Origin of the sequence: Rhizobium sp. C104 (genome assembly GCF_022354505.1) — a bacterium.
GTDB classification, from domain to species: domain Bacteria; phylum Pseudomonadota; class Alphaproteobacteria; order Rhizobiales; family Rhizobiaceae; genus Rhizobium; species Rhizobium redzepovicii.
The window spans coordinates 288,648-306,831 of the sequence record NZ_CP092350.1; the positions used below are offsets into that span (position 1 = coordinate 288,648).

At 62.5% G+C, this 18,184-nt stretch carries 16 protein-coding genes and 1 pseudogene; 6 read left to right on the forward strand and 11 right to left on the reverse strand.

Features of this window, described 5'->3' with window-relative positions; translation table 11 throughout:
• Positions 1 to 70: 70 nt before the first annotated feature.
• From MF410_RS25830 to MF410_RS25850, 5 genes are all read right to left on the reverse strand, one after another.
• The gene (locus MF410_RS25830; RefSeq protein WP_239620496.1) at positions 71 to 1,180 is read right to left on the reverse strand and encodes a sulfite oxidase; all 1,110 of its coding nucleotides are present in this window, start codon (positions 1,178 to 1,180) and stop codon (positions 71 to 73) included.
• A gap of 191 nt (positions 1,181 to 1,371) precedes the next feature.
• Positions 1,372 to 2,043 (reverse strand): DUF938 domain-containing protein, encoded by a 672-nt coding sequence (locus MF410_RS25835; RefSeq protein WP_222134799.1) that lies wholly within the window; start codon positions 2,041 to 2,043, stop codon positions 1,372 to 1,374.
• Positions 2,044 to 2,297: 254 nt separating this feature from the next.
• Positions 2,298 to 3,398 (reverse strand): D-TA family PLP-dependent enzyme, encoded by a 1,101-nt coding sequence (locus MF410_RS25840; protein ID WP_131710805.1) that lies wholly within the window; start codon positions 3,396 to 3,398, stop codon positions 2,298 to 2,300.
• Positions 3,399 to 4,874 carry a M81 family metallopeptidase gene (locus tag MF410_RS25845; RefSeq protein WP_131710804.1) on the reverse strand — a complete coding sequence of 492 codons (1,476 nt, stop codon included), beginning with the start codon at positions 4,872 to 4,874 and terminating at the stop codon, positions 3,399 to 3,401.
• 30 nt (positions 4,875 to 4,904) lie between these two features.
• Positions 4,905 to 5,387 (reverse strand): hypothetical protein, encoded by a 483-nt coding sequence (locus MF410_RS25850; protein WP_097629738.1) that lies wholly within the window; start codon positions 5,385 to 5,387, stop codon positions 4,905 to 4,907.
• A gap of 111 nt (positions 5,388 to 5,498) precedes the next feature.
• Here MF410_RS25850 and MF410_RS25855 point away from each other — a divergent pair, with 111 nt between their 5' ends.
• From MF410_RS25855 to MF410_RS25875, 5 genes are all read left to right on the forward strand, one after another.
• The gene (locus tag MF410_RS25855; protein WP_054184612.1) at positions 5,499 to 5,888 is read left to right on the forward strand and encodes a RidA family protein; all 390 of its coding nucleotides are present in this window, start codon (positions 5,499 to 5,501) and stop codon (positions 5,886 to 5,888) included.
• A gap of 21 nt (positions 5,889 to 5,909) precedes the next feature.
• Complete coding sequence (locus tag MF410_RS25860; RefSeq protein WP_097629737.1) at positions 5,910 to 6,773, forward strand: MurR/RpiR family transcriptional regulator; 864 nt, start codon at positions 5,910 to 5,912, stop codon at positions 6,771 to 6,773.
• A gap of 25 nt (positions 6,774 to 6,798) precedes the next feature.
• Positions 6,799 to 7,575 carry an SDR family oxidoreductase gene (locus MF410_RS25865; RefSeq protein ID WP_131710803.1) on the forward strand — a complete coding sequence of 259 codons (777 nt, stop codon included), beginning with the start codon at positions 6,799 to 6,801 and terminating at the stop codon, positions 7,573 to 7,575.
• Between the two features lie 204 nt (positions 7,576 to 7,779).
• Complete coding sequence (locus tag MF410_RS25870; RefSeq protein ID WP_131710802.1) at positions 7,780 to 9,003, forward strand: MFS transporter; 1,224 nt, start codon at positions 7,780 to 7,782, stop codon at positions 9,001 to 9,003.
• 75 nt (positions 9,004 to 9,078) lie between these two features.
• Positions 9,079 to 10,281, forward strand: a complete 1,203-nt coding sequence (locus MF410_RS25875) for an ROK family transcriptional regulator (protein ID WP_131710801.1) — start codon at positions 9,079 to 9,081, stop codon at positions 10,279 to 10,281.
• 13 nt (positions 10,282 to 10,294) lie between these two features.
• On the opposite strand, the pseudogene MF410_RS25880 reads toward MF410_RS25875, so the two are convergent.
• A pseudogene (locus tag MF410_RS25880) lies at positions 10,295 to 11,318 on the reverse strand (class I SAM-dependent methyltransferase).
• A 304-nt stretch (positions 11,319 to 11,622) separates the two neighbouring features.
• On the opposite strand from MF410_RS25880, the gene MF410_RS25885 reads away from it, so the two are divergent.
• Entirely contained in the window at positions 11,623 to 12,291 is a 669-nt protein-coding gene (locus tag MF410_RS25885) for a haloacid dehalogenase type II (RefSeq protein WP_222134801.1), read from the forward strand.
• Between the two features lie 174 nt (positions 12,292 to 12,465).
• On the opposite strand, the gene MF410_RS25890 is transcribed toward MF410_RS25885, so the two are convergent.
• Genes MF410_RS25890 through MF410_RS25910 form a run of 5 tightly spaced genes read right to left on the reverse strand, consistent with a single transcriptional unit; the run spans position 12,466 to position 18,175 of the window.
• The gene (locus tag MF410_RS25890; RefSeq protein WP_131710798.1) at positions 12,466 to 14,487 is read right to left on the reverse strand and encodes a beta-N-acetylhexosaminidase; all 2,022 of its coding nucleotides are present in this window, start codon (positions 14,485 to 14,487) and stop codon (positions 12,466 to 12,468) included.
• Positions 14,488 to 14,539: 52 nt separating this feature from the next.
• The gene (locus MF410_RS25895) at positions 14,540 to 15,484 is read right to left on the reverse strand and encodes an ABC transporter ATP-binding protein (RefSeq protein WP_097629731.1); all 945 of its coding nucleotides are present in this window, start codon (positions 15,482 to 15,484) and stop codon (positions 14,540 to 14,542) included.
• Positions 15,481 to 16,296, reverse strand: coding sequence for an ABC transporter ATP-binding protein (locus tag MF410_RS25900; RefSeq protein ID WP_097629730.1), 816 nt, complete (start codon positions 16,294 to 16,296; stop codon positions 15,481 to 15,483). The genes MF410_RS25895 and MF410_RS25900 overlap by 4 nt, the downstream gene beginning before the upstream one ends.
• A complete protein-coding gene (locus tag MF410_RS25905; protein WP_131710795.1) occupies positions 16,293 to 17,195 on the reverse strand; it encodes an ABC transporter permease in 903 nt (300 codons plus the stop codon). The genes MF410_RS25900 and MF410_RS25905 overlap by 4 nt, the downstream gene beginning before the upstream one ends.
• Positions 17,195 to 18,175, reverse strand: coding sequence for an ABC transporter permease (locus MF410_RS25910; protein ID WP_097629728.1), 981 nt, complete (start codon positions 18,173 to 18,175; stop codon positions 17,195 to 17,197). The genes MF410_RS25905 and MF410_RS25910 overlap by 1 nt, the downstream gene beginning before the upstream one ends.
• Positions 18,176 to 18,184 lie beyond the last annotated feature (9 nt).

Consider the following 18,184-nt stretch of genomic DNA (forward strand, 5'->3'; position numbering starts at 1 on the left):
GCGGACATGACGCAGTGACAACGCGGCTCGCCGTTGCGCCAAAAGCCGCCATTCCGCCCCATGCGGGTGCTTAGATCACGAATTCCTCCTCGTATGTCTGGGGCTCGGGAACGACTGTAACCTCCACCGGAACGATCCAATTGGCCGCGTAGCTCTCGCAGTCGGAACGCGGAAGGTCGGGCTGCACGCACCCCTCCGCATCGATCGCGCGACATCGCAGTATATATCGCCCCACTTTTTCAGGGGTCCACATGTACTCCCATAAGCGCCACGCATAGGGACTTTCTGTTTCGAGGAGCCTTCCCTCGCGCCAGCCCCTGCCATCTCCGGTGCAGACCTGCACCTGCCGGATAGCAGCCTCTCCGCTCCAGGCGGCCCCGAAAATCCGATACGGTTGGCCGGCGACGAGACGCGCCCCCTGCACGGGACGCGCGATCTGCGCTTTGACCTCCATCTCCGCAAGGGGGACCAGCCTTGGTTCCCCGAGGCTGCGCTCCCAACGGAAATAGTCGCGCGCCTGCCAGTAGCCAAGGAACGGTTGCTCCACAACCGTGATATCAGTGATCCACTTGACCCAAGCCATGCCGAACCAGCCACCCACGACCGCGCGTAGCGGGTAGCCGTGATCGCGCGTCAACGGCTCCTCGTTCATCGAATAGGCAAGGATGGTGCTGTCAGCGATGGCCTTCTCAAGCGGTAAACTGCGCGCAAAAGCGATGGGGCCGGGAGAAGCCGTTTTCTTGTTCGTGTCGACGACGCCGCTGTCTGCGCCTACGAGCAGAACCTCACGTGCAGTTCGCTTAACGCCCGCCATTTCCAAAATCTCGCGCAGAGGAACACCTGTCCACGCGGCATTGCCGACGGCTCCGTTTTGCCACTGCAACCCTTCCTTCGGCGGCTCATAGTAGACGCGCCCATTCCCTGCACACTCGACGACGGCGGTCAAAGTCGTGCTCCGCATCGCCTTGATGCTGTCGAGGTCAAGTTCGATCGGTCGCTCCACCGCCCCGCCAACGCGCAATCTCCAGTCTCGCGCATCGAGGTCCGGCGACGGGAAATGGTTTCGCACGAAGAACAGCTCGGTTGGAATCAGCCAATCGGAGAGCGACGCAAACGGAAACTCGATATTCTCAGGGGATTTCTGTCGAACTATTAGGCTGGGCCGCTCTGGTGTCGGCATCGTCCTCGTCTCCTTCCAAGAGGTCGCGCGAATTCCGGTGCGATCACACCGCCCCTCGCAGGTCATCTGTCGCATTCCGCCTTCGACCGCATTCTAGCAAATACCGCAAGTTCCTCGGATCAACCTCGAACGGCAGCAAAGGGCCCGAATGCTGCAATAGGCCCACGTCTCTGTCGCGCCCCGCTTACCGTTCACGCAATACCGCTGGAGAAGACCAGCAACATATTGTTGGTAGGCATCTCGATCGTCTCGCGGAGACTAAGTCCAGCGGCCTCACCCACTTTTTCAAGATCAGCCATATCACGCACCCCCCAGGATGGGTTGCGCTCCCTTAGAGCCGCATCGAATGCAGCGTTCGAGGGGGCGTTGTGTGCCCCGTCGCGCATGAATGGGCCGTAGAGAAGACGAAGCCCACCAGCGTGAAGCAAACGGCCAGCTCCTGCGAACAATCCTAAGCTTGCCGCCCATGGCGCGATATGGATCATATTGATCGACACGATGGCGTCAAAATGCCCCGTTTGTTCGACGCCCCATTGTCCCGAGCACACATCAATATCCCGCGGTGCCAGCACATTCTTCAGTCCTGCAAATTTGATCCAGCTAGACGTGCTGGTGCGGGCGTCGGCATCCGGATCGCTCGGCTGCCAAGTGAGGTCGGGCATTGCTCCCGCAAAACACACGGCGTGCTCGCCGGTCCCACATCCAATCTCCAGCACGACGCCACGAGTTGGAAGGACACGTTTTAGGACCGCGAGGATCGGCACCGAATTTCGCGCAACGGAAGGTGAGAACATGCGCTGGTCGGCGCTTACGTCGCGCTGTTCCAGCGCGACAGACGAACGGTCCTTCTTCTCTGGGGGCATTGGCCTTTCCCCTTTGGGCGATGTCTCCCACCCTATAGCTGAAATGATGAGACTGAAACCAAGAATTTCGGACTTACGAAGGGGCGTCGAACTCACCTGTCCACCTATCCTAGGCGCAATGAAGTCATCCCGCAGCGCGCACGTTTTTGCGATATCAGCAACTGCATCCTTGCTGATACCGAGATCGCCAACAAGTCACGAATACAGCGCCCTGCGCCGCTCAGAGGCATTTCGCCCTCAACCGCAGCCGCCCCCTACCAAACCAGCCCGCGGGCCGCGACTTCCTCGACCCGAGTCACCACCCCACCCCGATGAAACACCATCGTATCGAACAGGTTGGAAACCACGCAGGTGTGGTTCGGGACGATGAAGAGCTTCTCGCCAATCTGCGGCCGGGGGCCGGTGCAGTTTGCAAGATCGATCACGCCGTGTTCTTCCGAGAGGCTGGTGATGCGCGCTTGGGGATAGCCGACGATCAGGCCGTAATCGCTGAAGCCCTGGAGGTCCGAGGTCAGGGCTTTCGAGCCGGCATCGATGACGGCGCGGTCGGCGGTTGGGCGGGAGACGACGGTGGCGAGCACGTGCATGGCGCAATCGTCCTCGCTGCAATGGCCCATGCGCACCATCTGGCGGTCGTTATAGATATAGGTGCCGGCGCGGTGTTCGGTGGCGGAGGTGACGAGATGCGCCTCGAACAGGCTCGGCGTTCCGCCATTGCTGACGATCGGGCAGGCGATGCCGTCGGATTGCAGGAGGTCCAGCGTCTCGGCGATGAAGGCTTCGATGGCGGCGGCCGATTGCGGTTTGGGATAGGTGACGATGCCGCCGAAGGTGAGGCCGTCGGCAGCGGCGATGCGCCGGGCGAGCGATGCCGCCTCTTCCGGTGTCTGCACGCCGCAGCGGCCGCCGCCGGTGTCGCATTCGACCAGCACGGTCAGCGGCTTGTGGCCGGAAAAATGCGCGGCGAGCCCATCGACCGTCACCTCGCTGTCGGCGACGACCTTGAGGGCCGAAATGCGCGCGTTCAGCCTGGCGAGGCGCTCGAGCTTCTGCTGTCCGAGGATGTTGAAGGTGATGAGGATGTCGTTGAAGCCGGCTTCGGCGAAGACTTCCGCCTCCGTGACCTTCTGGCAGTTGATGCCCTTGGCGCCAGCGGCGACCTGGGCGACGGCGAGCGCCGGGATCTTGTGCGTCTTGATATGCGGGCGGAAGTTCAGGCCGTGCTCATCCATATAGGATTGAACGCGGGCGATGTTGGCAGCCAGCCGGTCCTCATCGATCACCGGGCGCGGCGTCGAGAGATCGGCGATCCTGTCGCCTGCCTTGGCGACGACGGCAAAGCTGGCATCAGGCATCTAGGCGGCTCCGCGTTCTCTTCTATGTGGATCGGCGACGATCGGCCATATCGTCTTCGGCGCCCGCCGATACGGCGTCGTCGCCGGATTATTGGGATAGGGCGTTCCGGCGGAGCAGTAAAGGATCTCGGCGGCGATCCTGGAGAAGGAGGCGAAGAAGTGATTGGTGGATTTGATCACCAGGATCTTCTGCTTCTCGGGATCGATGCCCATCACCGAAAACAGGCTGGGATCGAAGCTCTGGGCGCGCGTCGAATTGAGGATGATGTCGATGCCGTCGAGCACGATTTGGGCGGCATCGCCGAAGGGCGCGAGGCTCTCGCCGAACTGCATCTCGGCATTTTTCACCAGCCTGACGACCTTGATCGTGCCGTCGATCGGATTGCCGGTGCCGGGCGCCGACTTGGCGCCGAAGCGGAGCGGAATTTCCGCCCCCTCGCCCGCCGCAAAACAGATCTGCACCGCCATCGGATCCCAAATGGTGCCGATCGCGGCACTCGTGACGCCGCGGGCCATCAGCTCGGCGAGGATGACGGTCGCGTCGCCGGCCGTGCCGCCGCCCGGATTGTCCCAGACATCGGCAATGACGACCGGCCATGCGGTCGCAGCCATCGCGCGCGCGACGGCTTCCTTCTCGTCGATCTGGGGCACCATGAAAGTGCCACGTTTCGAAAACAGTTCGAGGCCGAGGTCGCGCGCCAGGGCGGCGCCCTTTTCCGGCTTGTTGTCGGTGACAACCAGCAGCTTCGTTCCCATTTCGGGAACGTCGCCGACCATGAAGCCGTGGATCACCGAGATCGACAGGATATCGGGATCATCCTTCTCGATCCGCATGATCTTGTCGACGAAGGAGCGCATCGGCTCGCGCGAGGTCGGGAAGACGTCGATCATCCGGCAGTCGAACACCGAGATCACAGGCTTGACCCGGCCTTCCAGCGTGTCGACGGCGATGCGCCAGAGATCCTCGGCGCGATCGACGAAGTCCGTATGCGGAAACTCCTTGAAATAGACGGCGAAATCGAGGGCGGCGACGCGTTTGGCCGTCAGGTGGCTGTGCGGATCGAGCTCGGCGCAGATGAGAACATCGGGACCGACGATCTCACGCATGCGCTGGAGAAGATCGCCTTCCGTATCCTCATATCCGGCCGCCACCATGGCACCATGCAGCCCCATGACGACGGCATCGACCGGCATTGCTGCTCTCAACTGGTCGAGGATTTCATCGCGCAACTCCTCATAGGTCGCCCGGTTGACGAGGCCGGCAGGATCGGCCCAGGTGGCGGTTCCCTCGATCAGCTGCCAACCTTTTTCTTTGGTGACGCGCCTGCCGACGGTGATCGGCGCGGTGCAGAGCGTCGGCGTTTCCGGATGCTCGCCGGGCGGCGCATAAAGCGAGGCTTCGAATGCGCGGCGATCCACGCAGATCGGGGAGAAAGTATTGGTCTCGGTCGCCAATGCCGCCGTGAAAATGCGCAAGAAAGTGGCCTTCGTGTTGTCGGCCCCGCGTCACCCCATCGGGTTCGGCAGGTAGCCGGTAAAACCTGAGATCTTCCAGCGCCCCTGGTGCAGCCGGCAATAATAGAGCGTCTGCCATTGCAGGACGTCGCGGGTGCCGTCAGCCTTGGTAATGCTGCCGTCGAATTTCTTGCGCACCAGCGCCATCTCGCCTTCGATCTCGATATCCTCGAGCGTCGTCGTGGTGAAGATCGCCGTGCGCGCATCTTCTGCGAAGCGCTGCTCGGCAAAATCCTTCGCCTGTCTCAGCCATTCCTGGCGATAGGCCGACAGCGTCGGAAAGGCCAGGCGCCACCTGTCGGGGCTGACCTGCTTCTGGGCGTCGATGCCGATGAAACCCTCTTCGACGAAATCATGCTCGACCTTCGACCAGTCGGCGGCGAGAAAAGCATCGATATCGCGCGGAACGAGCATTTCCCAGATCGCCTGCCGGGCGCTGTCGGAGGGGAAGGGATTCTGGAAAGGGTCGCGCATATTAGCCCCGGATTGAAATTCTTTTCATAATCCATGTTTTTCACTGGTCAAATTCTGCTTTCTATGGTCATTTGTCAACTTATCAAGAAAATAATTTGCAAGGACTTCAGCATGCCCATCAAGCGCTATGGCACTGTTCAAACGGGGGCCGGCGGCAAGGCGCTGCCCTTCGCGCGTGCGGTCGAGGCTGACGGATGGCTCTATGTTTCCGGCCAGGTTGCAATGGAAGATGGCGAGATCATCGACGGCAACATCATCGCCCAGACCCACAAGACGATCGCCAACGTGCTGGCGATTCTCGATGAGGCCGGATACGGCGTCGAGGATGTCGTGCGCGTCGGCGTCTGGCTCGATGATCCGCGCGACTTCTGGACCTTCAACAAGATCTATCAGGAGTATTTCGGCGAACATCCGCCGGCGCGCGCCTGTGTGCAATCGTCGATGATGGTCGATTGCAAGGTTGAGATCGACTGCGTGGCCTATAAGAAGAAGGGTGCATAGAGAATAAGGGCGGGAGCGGCTTTGGATATCTTTTCGACATTGCAGGAAGACAAGGGCCGGCTCTCTCCCTCCGAAAGCCGCATCGCCGAGATCATCGTCAACGATTTCGAGTTCGCCGTGAACGCCTCGATCATCGAGCTGGCCGAACGCGCCGAGGTATCGCCGCCGACCGTCACCCGCTTTTGCCGGCGGCTGGGCTGCGAGAGCTTTTCCGATTTCAAGGTGCAGCTCGCCCGCACCGCCCATATCGGCGTGCGCTATCTGAAGCCGGAATCGAAAAGCACCGATCCGGCCGATGTCGCCCAGGATATCATCACCAAGGCGCAGAATGCGCTGTTTCTGCTGCACCGGTCGCTCGATCTGGCCGCGATCGAAGCCGCCGTTTCGTTTATCGCCAAGGCCGATATGATCTACGCCTTCGGCTCGGGCGGCAATTCGTCGATGATTGCCGACGAGCTGCAGAACCGCCTCTTCCGTCTCGGGCTTCGCATCACCGCCAGTTCCGATCACAGCATGCAGCTGATGATGGCGGCCGCGGCCCGGCCGGGCGATGTGCTGATCGGCTCGTCCTTCTCGGGGCGCAATCTGGAGCTGGTGCGGGCCTTCGAGCTTGCCCGCGGCGCCAAGGTGAAGACGATCGCGCTGACCCAAACGGCAAGCCCGGTTGCCAAGGCGGCCGAAATCGTCGTGCCGATCGACCTGCCCGAAGGCAACAACATCTATCGCCCGACTTCGACGCGCATCGCCTACATCGCAACGGTCGATATCCTGTCGAGCTTGGTCGCCTACGCCGTTCAGCCGAAGGCGACGACCACGCTGCGGCGTATCAAGCAGCAGCTCGTCATCCACCGCGACGGCGACGACCGGCAATTGCTTGGAGATTGAGGCTCATGAACGGGAGCGACGGAAAATGACCCAGTCGATAGCCACCGTTACCGGCGCGGCCGGCGATATCGGCGCGGCGATTGCCGCCCGCCTCGCCGATGACCATGATGTCGTGCTGCTCGCCGATATCGATGCTGCGGCGGCGGCGGCCGTCGCTTCGAAACTCGGCCCGGCCGATCGCTTCGTCGCTGCCGGCTGTGATGTGACCAGCGAGGCGAGCATAGCGGAATTGGTCAGCCGCGCCGCCGAGGCCGGCGTGGTGCGAACCTTGGTCAACAATGCCGGTGCGGCGCGGGCCACCAGCCTGCACGAGACGACGCCGGAGATCTGGCGGGCGGACAATGCCCTCAATCTCGAAGCCGCCTTCCTGTGTTTCCGCGCCTTCGAACCGATGCTGAAGGCGTCGAAGGGCTCCGTCGTCAACATCGCCTCGGTCAACGGCATGAATGTCTTCGGGCACCCGGCCTATAGCGCCGCCAAGGCCGGCCTGCTGCATTTCACCCGGCTGGTCGCCGTCGAATACGGCAAGTTCGGCATCCGCTCGAATGCGGTCGCGCCCGGCACGGTGAAGACGCAGGCCTGGGAGAAACGCGCCGCCGCCAATCCGAATGTTTTCGAGGAAGCGCGCCGCTGGTATCCGCTGCAGCGGGTCGTCGATCCCCGGGATGTCGCCAATGCCGTCGGCTTCCTGGCCGGTCCGCTCGCCGCCGCCATTACGGGCGTCTGCCTGCCCGTCGATTGCGGCCTCACCGCCGGCCAGGCCGAACTGGCGCGGACCTTCTCGCAATCGGAGCATTATTGAAATTCAGGGCTGCGATCTCCGAGCCGAAACGACAGCATGTGGCACAAAAGTGGGCCGCGGTTTGCGGCAACGACATGCGGAAAAACAAAGAGCTAAAGCGCGACAAGCGAATCTGACAGATTGAGACGCGCTTTAGCATGACATGACCTTCCGGACTGCCCGCCGCGGCTGCGCCTGCCGATTTCCCTGACGATTGATGACTCCATGAGCCGCCTCTTTCCTGATGTCTTTCGCAATCCGGCGATCCGCGCCAGCATGATCGCCATTTTCACCTTCGGCATGGCGGGGGCGATGACCGCACCCTATCGTTCGATCGTCGGCATCCGCGAACTGGGCCTGAGCGACGGCCTCTATTCCTTCCTGGCCTTCGCTTCGGCGGCGGTGAACGTCGTCGTCAGCGTCCTGCTCGGCAATCTTGCCGACCGGCTCGGCGAATACCGCTCGGCGATGATCGGCGCCTGCATTTTCGGCATCGTCGGTTACGGCATGGTCTATGCCTTTCCAAGTGCGGCGATCTTCGCCATCAGCGGGCTGCTGCCGCTGCCGATCTTCGGGGCGCTGAATTCGCTGTTGTTTGCCAATGCGCGCGCCGCGATGCAGGGCATGAACCGCAATGACATGGTGACGGCCAACTCGGGCGTGCGCGCCATGATCTCGCTCTCCTGGGTGTTGATCCCCGGCATAACGGGCCTTGTGCTCTCCGGTGCGTCGAGCATGCTGCCGGCCTATCTCTTCGCCGCCATCGCCTGCCTTCTGTGCCAGGGCATCATCCTCTTCGCGCTGCCGAAACGGGCCGGAGCGAAAATGGCCGCGGCTCATCACCTCACCTATTTCGGCGCGCTCAGGCAGGTGGTTTCGCCGCGGATTTCGGCGCATATCGCAGGGGTGGCGCTAATCACCAGCACCCTGCATCTGAACGACGCGCTTCTGCCGCTGATCGCCACCGGCGCCGCCCACGGTGCGTTGAGTGACGTCGGCATTCTGGTCGGCATCGTCGCCCTGCTGGAGATCGTCTTCATCATCGTCTGGTCGCGGATTGCGCGGAAGACCGGCCAGATGACGGCGCTCGCCGCCGGTACCATCATCTATGCCGTGTTCCTCAGCCTTCTCGGCCTTGCCTCCGAGCCATGGCATCTTTATGCGCTGACCTTGCTCGCCGGCATAGGCGCTGCGGCGATCATCAGCTTTCCGATCACCTATCTGCAGGATCTCATCGCCGATCGGCCGGGGCTCGGCAGCGCGCTGATCTCCGTCAATATCTTCGCGAGTGCAGGGATCGGCGCATTGGTTTTTGCCGCCGGCACTTGGGCGACCGGTTATTCCGGAACCGCCATGCTGAGCGCCGTAACCGGCCTCTCGGGCATCGCCATCCTCGGCCTCCTGCAGCGGCGCAATGCCGTTGCGCCCGCCGATGCCGAGGTTCAATAGACCTGACGAAGAATGTGGCTTTCATCACTATCGGTCTTATGACAAGGGTGAGGCACCATTTCCTTTGAAGGCGACATGAAGGCGATCTCCGGCACCAATCTCGAGCAGGCCAAGTCTCACAACCGGCGTGTGGTGATCGAGGCCGTGCGGACCAACGGTCCCTTGTCGCGTGCGGCGATCGCCCGGATGACGGCGCTGACCGCCCAGACCGTGTCGAATATCGTCGAGGAATTGGAACGGTCGCATCTGCTCGTTCCGGCCGAGGCGCAGAAGCTGGCGCGGGGACAGCCGATCATTCCCTATTCCATCAATCCCGCCGGCGCCTATTCGATCGGTCTCGAGCTTGGCCGCCAGCGCGCCAGCGGGGTTCTGACGGATCTCTCCGGCGCCGTCCGCGCCCGTATCGAGCGCCCTATCGAACATCCCGATCCGCAGCGGGCGATGCCTGTTCTGCAATCGATTGTCGAGGACATTCAGCAGGCCTTCACATTCGACCGAAACCGGCTGCTCGGCGTCGGCATGGCCCTGCCCGGCCGCTATGCCGACGGCGGCATCACCTCTCTCAGCCCGCAGAACCTGCCGGGCTGGCAGGATTTTCCGGTCGGGCATGAGCTGGAACAGCGGGTCAAGGTACCGGTGCTCGTCGAAAACGACGCAACCGCAGCCGCGATCGGCGAGCGCCTTCACGGCGTCGCGCGCGGTTTGAGCAGCTTCGTCTATTTGTTTCTTGCCGGCGGCGGCGGCATCGGCGCCGGCATGTTCCTCGACGGCCATCTCTACAAAGGCAGCCGCAACAATGCCGGCGAGATCGGCCATATCATCGTCGAGCCGCACGGCAAGCTCTGCAGTTGCGGTAAGCGCGGCTGCCTCGACCGCTACATCTCGCCGACCGTCGCTTACGAATTCATGGGCATTGCCAACGCCGAGGAACTGTCTTCAGACGATCTCGACACGCTGATCGCTGGGGGCGGCGAAGGTCTGGATGCCTGGCTCGATCAGGCCGTCCAGCCGCTGCGGCAGACGTTCGACTTCCTCGAACTTGCCTTCGATCCGCAGACCATCGTGCTCGGCGGCAGCATATCGACATCGCTGATGCGCCGGCTGGCCGAACGGCTGGAGCCGCTGCACGTTCCGATCGATCCCAACCGGACGCGTAGTCTGCCCCGTGTGATGATCGGCATGACCGGCAAGGACACGGCCATCCTCGGCGCCGCCGCCCTGCCGATCTTTTCCGAAACCAATCCGCGCTTCGACGTTCTGCAAAAGCCGGTCGGCTAAGCGACGGTCGCGGCTATTCAAACAGAATGAGACTTGCCGGCGTTGGCGGCATCGGTTTGACTGTGACGCCGGCAAGACCGGCCAGTCTTGCCATCTCGCTCAGCTCATTTCGCGTATAGGCCTGGCCGGCTGGCGTGCTGGCGAGCATCTCCCAGGAGAAGGCCGCCGGGAAAGGCGGCGACACCCGATCTTCGTTCGGCACGAAATCGACCGCGACGATCCTGCCGCCCTCTACAAGGCTCGCGATGATCTTTCGCAGCAGCCCTGCGCATGTCGGCAGATCGAAGTGGTGCAGGAAATTCGGTAGCAGGACGAGATCGTAATCCGTGCCCCAGTCAACATCGAATGCACTGCCGGCGATCGTCCGATACCGGTCAGCCACGCCGGCTTTATCCGCATTCTGCCGCGACAGTCTCCAGGACCGCGGCCCAATCGACGGCGACGATCTCCGCCGACGGAAGGGCCTTTGCAATTTCGATCCCAAACAAGCCCGGACCTGCCGCAATGTCTAAAACCTTTTTGAAGGGCTTTCCCAAGCCAGAGATTTCGTCAGCCAGTAATTTGGCGCTGAGGCCGGTAAAGGAGCCCATGCCGCGCGCAAACTTCAACCAGACGGGATTGTCCGGCGACATGTTCGCGAGCCCGGGCGAACCGCCGTTTCGCACGACGGCGGCCGGATCGCGCAGGAAATTATCCAGTATTTCGGGTGCGGCGACGAACTCGACTGCGGAGCCCATATAGGCCGGAGAATTGCGATCGAGGAACATTCTGGTCGCCGGGGTCATCCGGTACTCTCCGCTCTCCTTTGTCAGGAAACCGTGGACCACGAGGTAGTCGCAGAGGATGCGCACCCCACGCTCCGCAGCACTTGTTGCCGATGCCAGCAAGGCTGCCGTTTTGCCCTTGCCGATATGGGTAAAGAGATCGAGCTCGATGGCCGCCCTGATCGCTGCCGTCTTGCGGCAGGCAAACAGTGCATCGACCACGAGTTCGGGTGACACGACGCCAGCATCGGCGTCTTCGGCGATCGTTTCCATGGTATCCCCCAACAGCTCTCGATCGGTCTTGCCTGGCAGCGCCAGCCGCGGGAATTATGCGTGCATTCGCATATTCTACAATACTTACCGCGTTAACCCGATCGGGTGCCCCAACGGCCGACCGTCACCGACAGTCAGGGCCGGAGATTCACTGTCCATCGCAATCAAAAACGCGTTCGGACCTGCAAATTCAGAATTTCCTGCTCAAGACGTCGGGGAATTCAGCCTTCTCAGCGACCGACGCTGACCTATGCTTTCTCTCGAAGCAGACGGCTTTCCCGAAGCCAAATCAAGGACGAAGCGCATGGCTATTTTCCGCCCGAAATACATCACGTTCGACTGCCACGGCACGCTGATCAACTTTCAGATGGCGGAGGCCGCACGCGACCTTTATGGCGACCGCATGAACGAGCAGAAGATGCTCGAGTTCATCAAGGACTTCTCCGCATACCGACTCGATGAAGTCATCGGGGATTGGAAGCCCTATGCCGACGTGGTCCATAACGCGCTCTCAAGAACCTGCAAACGCAACGGCATCGACTTCAGGGACGAAGACGCAAGGCTCGTATACGAACGCGTACCGACCTGGGGACCGCACGCCGACGTTCCGGCTGGTCTTGCCAAGGTCGCCAAGGAAATTCCGCTTGTCATCCTTTCGAACGCCATGAACGCGCAGATCATGTCGAACGTCGGAAAGCTCGGCGCCCCCTTCTACGCAGTTTATACCGCCGAAGACGCTGGTGCCTACAAGCCGCATTTCCGCGCCTTCGAATATATGCTGGACATGCTCGGCTGCGGTCCGGAAGACATACTCCATTGCTCCTCCTCGTTCCGCTACGATCTGATGAGCGCCCATGACCTCGGGATCAAGAACAAGGTTTGGGTCAATCGCGGTCATGAGCCGGCCAATCCCTATTACGGCTACACCGAGATCGCCGATATCTCGGAATTGCCAGGTGTCGTCGGGCTCTAACGAGGGCCGAACCTATCTCGTCTCGCAGCTCAATTTGCAAGTCATGGAAGGCGCGCTTCAGCAGGCCGTCGCGAAGTGACCGCCGGGATTGACCAATAGTTCAGCGTCGTCGTGCGCGCACCTTTCTCGGCGCGCGCGACGATCCTCAAATCCCATGGCGGTGCCGGGCCCGGTTTACGACTCCTGCAACCCATAGAGCAGCGGCATCAGCCCGGCCAGCGCCTTGAAGCGCTCCCATGATTTCGCCGACGGCTTCGTCCAGCCGGTTTCGGCAAGCCCGGAAAGACGCGGGAAAACGAGGCGGTCGAAAACGGCGCGATCCGTCATCGGTTCGGACCAGATGCAGGCCTGGATGCCGAGGAGCTTGCCTTTCTGCGCCGCTGTCCAGCCGCCGACCGGATCGAAATTATAGAGTTTTTCCGCATCCGACGTTCCCGCCCAGCTGGCGCCGGGCTCGTCCCAGTCCGGCCTCAGCGCCATGTCGAGGTAATAGACCTGGCCAGGGCAGACGACCATCTCGTAGCCGCGTTCGGCAAGTTCGGCCGAGACTTCGACATTGCGCCAGCTGCAGAGATAGCTCTTCGCTTTGTCGATGACATCGCCGTGGGCCGCCTCTTCCCAGCCGCCGGTGATGCAGCCCTTGCTCGCCAGGAAGCGCTGGACCCGCTCCAGGAATTCCGCCTGCAGGATGGCCGCACCCGAGCCGTGGATATCGTCGGCGCCATGGGTATTGGTCACGACGTTCAGCCGCTTGGCATGGGCGTCGGCAACCGCGTCGCCGGCGACAGCGCGCAGCCGTTCGAGCGCTGCCGGCGAGCCGGACCACGCGCCGAGCGGCACTTCGTCGGCGCCGAGATGGATTGTCTTGAATGGAAAGAGCTCGATGAGTTCGGTCAGGATGGTCTCGACGATCTCGTAGGTCTTCTCGAGGGCGGGATTGATGCAGTTGTCGGGAAAGCCCTGAACCGAATAATAGCTGCCGACCTCGGCCGGATCGCGCAGTTCGGGTATCGCCTGCTGCATGGCGTAGCAATGGCCGGGCATGTCGATCTCCGGCACGATCTCGACGCCGAAGCTCTTTGCCTCAGCCACAATCTCCCGGATGACCGATTTGGGATAGTAGCCGCCTGTGCGGGCCGGGCTCGAACCGAGGAGTGGCGGCACCGCAAGGCCGTGGCCGCGCCAGGCGCCGACCGCGGTCAGCGCCGGATAGGCGTCGATCTCGACGCGCCAGGCCTCGTCGTCGGAAAGGTGCCAGTGGAAGCGGTTGAGCTTGTTCCAGGCAAGCACCGCGATCAGCTTCTTGACCTCGGCCGCGCCGTAGAACTGGCGGGCGACATCGAGATGCAGTCCGCGCCAGCCCATCGCCGGCTCGTCGACGATCTCGCCGGATGCCGGAAACTGGAAGACGCCGGGATGCAGCCTTGCACCGCGCCAAATCTGGCCGAGGGTGACGAGGCCGTAGAGAAAGCCGGTCCGGCTGCTCGCCTCGACCGTCAGCCTCTCCTCGTCAAAGCTCAGCCGATAGGCCTCGGGGGCGAAGCCGGCGGCATCCTTCAGGGCGACGGGCACGGCACCTTCCGCTTCGGTGCGCACGATGCCTTCGACGGCGAAGAGATGGTCCACCAGTGCCGCGAAGCTCTGCGCTGCCGCCTCCCCTTCGGCGCTCTGCGCCCGCGTGGCAAAACCGGCCGGCAATGGACGGCGCGCGGCGACCGCCACATGGTTCGGCCAGGGAATGATCGACACCTGAACCGGCGCATTGACGGGAACCGGATAGATCTCGGCGCCCCGCTTCAGGGCCGCGTTGCTGACCGAAGAGCGCGTCGGCTCGATGCCGAGCACGATGGTGCCGCCGTCGGAAAGCGCGAGATAGGCGCTTGTCGCGCCGTCCGTCCAATGGCGGAACTGCCAGCTCAGCGCGTAGACCGAGATCGTCCAGGTCTCGCCGGCGGCGAGAACGAAATCGGCCGGGGGCTGGAATTCGGTGAAATTGGAGAGCCGCTTTGAGACCGTGGCGCCTTCGACCCGTCCGGCCGGATCGACCCGGCCCGGACCGCTGATGCAAAGCGAGAAGCCCGAAATCGGCGCGCTGCCGAGGTTCTTGAGACGCAGAACATAGGAGAACTCCTTGCCGTCGGCCGGCGGGTTCCAAAGGGTTTCAAGCCGCAGGGTTTTCGGTCGCGGTGTGGACATGGTCACTCTTTCCTTTTGAACATTGGCCTCTTGAGAAGCGGGCTTTTGAAAATCAGCTCTTGGGCAGTCTGGCATTGGAAACGCCGAGCGCGCGGATGAAGTGGTTGGGGCCGACCTGCTCGATGTCAGCCGATTCAGGGCGGCTCAGCGACCGCACCTTTTCCGCCTGTTCGAGGAAACGCGCGCTTCCGCCGGTCACGAACGGCCTGCTGCCGTCCGGAACGGCGGACAGCAGCAGCCTGGTATAGGGATGGCGCGGGTCGGAAAGAACGCTTTCGGTGTCGCCCCATTCGACCATCCGGCCGGCAAACATCACGACAATCTCCTCGGCCACATGCGCCGCCGTTGCGATATCGTGGGTGATATAGAGCATGGCGAGATCGTTTTCCCGTTTCACCCTGGCGAGCAGATCGAGAATATCCTTGCGGATGGAAACGTCGAGCATCGAGGTCGGCTCGTCAGCGACCAGCACGCTCGGTGCGACGGCTAACGCCCGGGCGATGTTGACACGCTGGCGTTGCCCGCCCGAAAGTTCATGCGGGAATTTCTGCCGGGTCACTTCGGGTTCCAGCCCGACGCTTGCGAGCAGCCGGGTAATCTCCTGGGCGAGATCGGCCTTCACGCCGCTCTGCCGATGCAGTTGCAGCGGCCGCGCCAGATGATGGCTGACGGTGAAGGCCGGGTTGAGCGACGAGAATGGATCCTGGAAGACCATCTGCACTTCCCGGCGGTAACTGCGTTCAGCCCCAGCCTCGCCGCGGGCGGTCAGCTCCTGCCCGCGGAAAAACAGCCTGCCGCCGGTCGGCTTGTCCAGCCGCGCGATGATGCGGGCACAGGTCGTCTTGCCGCAGCCGGATTCGCCGACGAGCGCCAATGCCCGGCCGGGAAAAAGCGAGAAGGACACGCCTTTCAGCGCCCGCACCGGGCCGAAATCGCGCTTGATATCCTCGAGCCGGATCACCGCTTCGGCGATAACGGGATCTGCCTCCGCTTTCATGCCACGACTCCCGATAGATGCCGATTGTCCGGAAGCTGCGGAATGGCATTCCATAGCTTCTGCGTATATTCGTGCTTCGGCGCATGAGCGACCTGGCTGACATCGCCCACTTCGACGAGCTCGCCCTTCAGCATGACGCCGATGCGCCGGCAGAGCTGTGCCATCAGATGCAGGTCGTGGGTGATGAAGAGCACGGAGAAGCCGTAGCTGCGCTGCAGGTCGACGACCTGTTCGAGGATTTCCCGCTGCACGACGACGTCGAGCGCCGTCGTCGGCTCGTCCATGATGATCAGTTCCGGTCTCAGCGCTAGGCAGATCGCGATGACGATGCGCTGGCGCATGCCGCCGGAGAACTGGTGCGGGTAATCGCCGAGGCGATGGGTGGAAATGCCGACGAGGCGGAACATCTCCTCGGCCCGTGCCCGGGATTCCGCCTGCGAGCAGCCGGTATGCCGGCGCAGAACGTCGTGGAACTGCGCCTCGACCCGCATCAGCGGATTGAGCGAATTCATCGCGCTCTGGAAGACCATTCCGATGCGCTTCCAGCGGATTGTCTGCAACTCGCGTTCCGGCAGCTTCAAAAGATCCTGCCCGGTGAGCCGGATGCTGCCGCCGCTGATCCAGGCGGGCGCCTTGGAAAGACGGGTGATGGCATAGGCGATCGTGCTCTTGCCGCAGCCGGATTCACCGGCAAGCCCGAAGATCTCGCCGCGGCCGATGGTGAAGGAGACGTCCTTCACGGCGCGGAATTCTCCCTTGTCGACGAGGTAATCGACATTGAGTTTTTCGACTTCCAGAAGATTGTCGCTCATCGGCCAAGCTCCAGTTCCCTGTTGCGGGCGCGGTTGAGGCGGAACCAGCGGCTCAGCGCCGGGCCGGAGCGGAGCTGCGGATTGGCGATCTCGTCGAAGGTGAAATTCAACAGCGCAAGGCCAAGGCCGGTCAGGGCGATGCCAAGTGCGGGCACCCCGATGTCCCACCAGGCGCCGACCATGATCGCGGAGGAATTCTGGGCGTTGTAGAGCATCGTGCCCCAGGAAACTTTCAGCGGATCGCCGAAGCCGAGATATTCGAGCGTCGTCTGGGCAACGATGGCGTAGATGATGCTGCCGACGAGGTTGATGCCGATCAGCGTCGTCAGGTTCGGCAGGATCTCCACGAAGATGATGCGCCAGGCCGGCTCGCCGATCATCTTCGAAGCGGTGACGAAATCGCGATTGCGCAGCGCCATCGTCTGCGACCGGGTCATGCGGGCGCCCCAGGGCCAGGAGGTCAGCGCGATGATCGCCATGATCGTCATCGGCCCCACCGTGCCGGCGAAGGAGGCGAGCAGGATCAGAAGCGGCATGTTCGGGATGACGAGCACGGCATTGGTCGCAAGGTCGAGACAGGCATCCGTTCTGCCTCCGGCATAACCGGCGACCAGCCCGATCGCCGTACCGAGAACGGTGATGGCAGTGCCGGTGGCAAAGCCGACGGAAAGGGAGCTGCGGGCGCCCCAGACGAATTGGCGATAGACGTCCCGCCCCATTTTGGTGGTGCCGAGAACATGTTCGATCGACGGCGGCTGATGCGAGCGTCCGACACGCGCTCCGGGCTCTCCGGGAGCGACGAGCGGCGCAAACAGCGCCATCAGCCACAGGGCGGCGATGATGATCAGGCCGGCGAGCGCCTTCTTCTGCTTGAGGATCGGCCACAGCGTAAAGCTCATCACGCCGCCTCCCGCAATCTCGGATCGACAAAGCCGTAGATGATGTCGACGAGGAAGTTGGCGCCAAGGGTCGCAAGCGTCATCAGCAGCAGCTGCCCTTGGATAACAGGGTAATCGCGGGCGATGCTCGCGGTATAGAGCGTCAGCCCCAGGCCGGGATAGTTGAAGACGATCTCCGTGACGATCGAGCCGCCGAAGACGGCGCCGAGCATCAGCGCCAGATTGGTCAGAACAGGAAGCATCGCATTGCGCGCGCCATAGCCGAACATCACGGTGAGGTGGCTAAGCCCCTTGGCGCGGCCCATGGTCACATAATCCTCGCCGAGCACCGAGATCATCGACGATCGCATCGTCGTCTGGAACTCGCCGATCAGAAACGGCGAAAGCGTCAGCACCGGCAGGATCGCATGGGCGAAAACGCTGCCGATAAAGGTGAAATTGAAGGCGGGATCGAGATTGGGGTCGTAGGCATAGCCCACTGGAAACCAGCGCAGCGAGACCGCGAAGACGAAAAGCGTCGTCAGCGCCACGATGACCGGCGGCACCGAAATCATGATCACCGAGAGCGGCGAGACGATCGTGTCGAAACGCCCGCCGCGGCGCCAGGCCGACACGGCGCCGAGCACGACACCGACACAGAGGGAAAAGACAATCGCTGTGGTGACAAGGAAGATGGTCCAGAGCGTCGAGCGGCCGAGCACCTGGACGACGGTCTGGGGGTAATATTTCACGGAGACGCCGAGATCGAGGGTCACGAGCCCCTTCAGATAATCGACGAATTGCCAAAGCATCGGCTGGTCGACCGCGCCGAAGCGCGCCTTGATCGCCTCGACGGCCGCCGGCGTTGCCCGCGGACCGAGCTGGGCAACCATGGCATCGACCGGGCTCCCCGGCATCAGCCGGGGAAGGATGAAGTTCACCACGATGGCAAAGGCCAGCGCGACCGCATAGACGCCGAGGCGCCGGCTCGAAATGCGCATTTCAGTCCC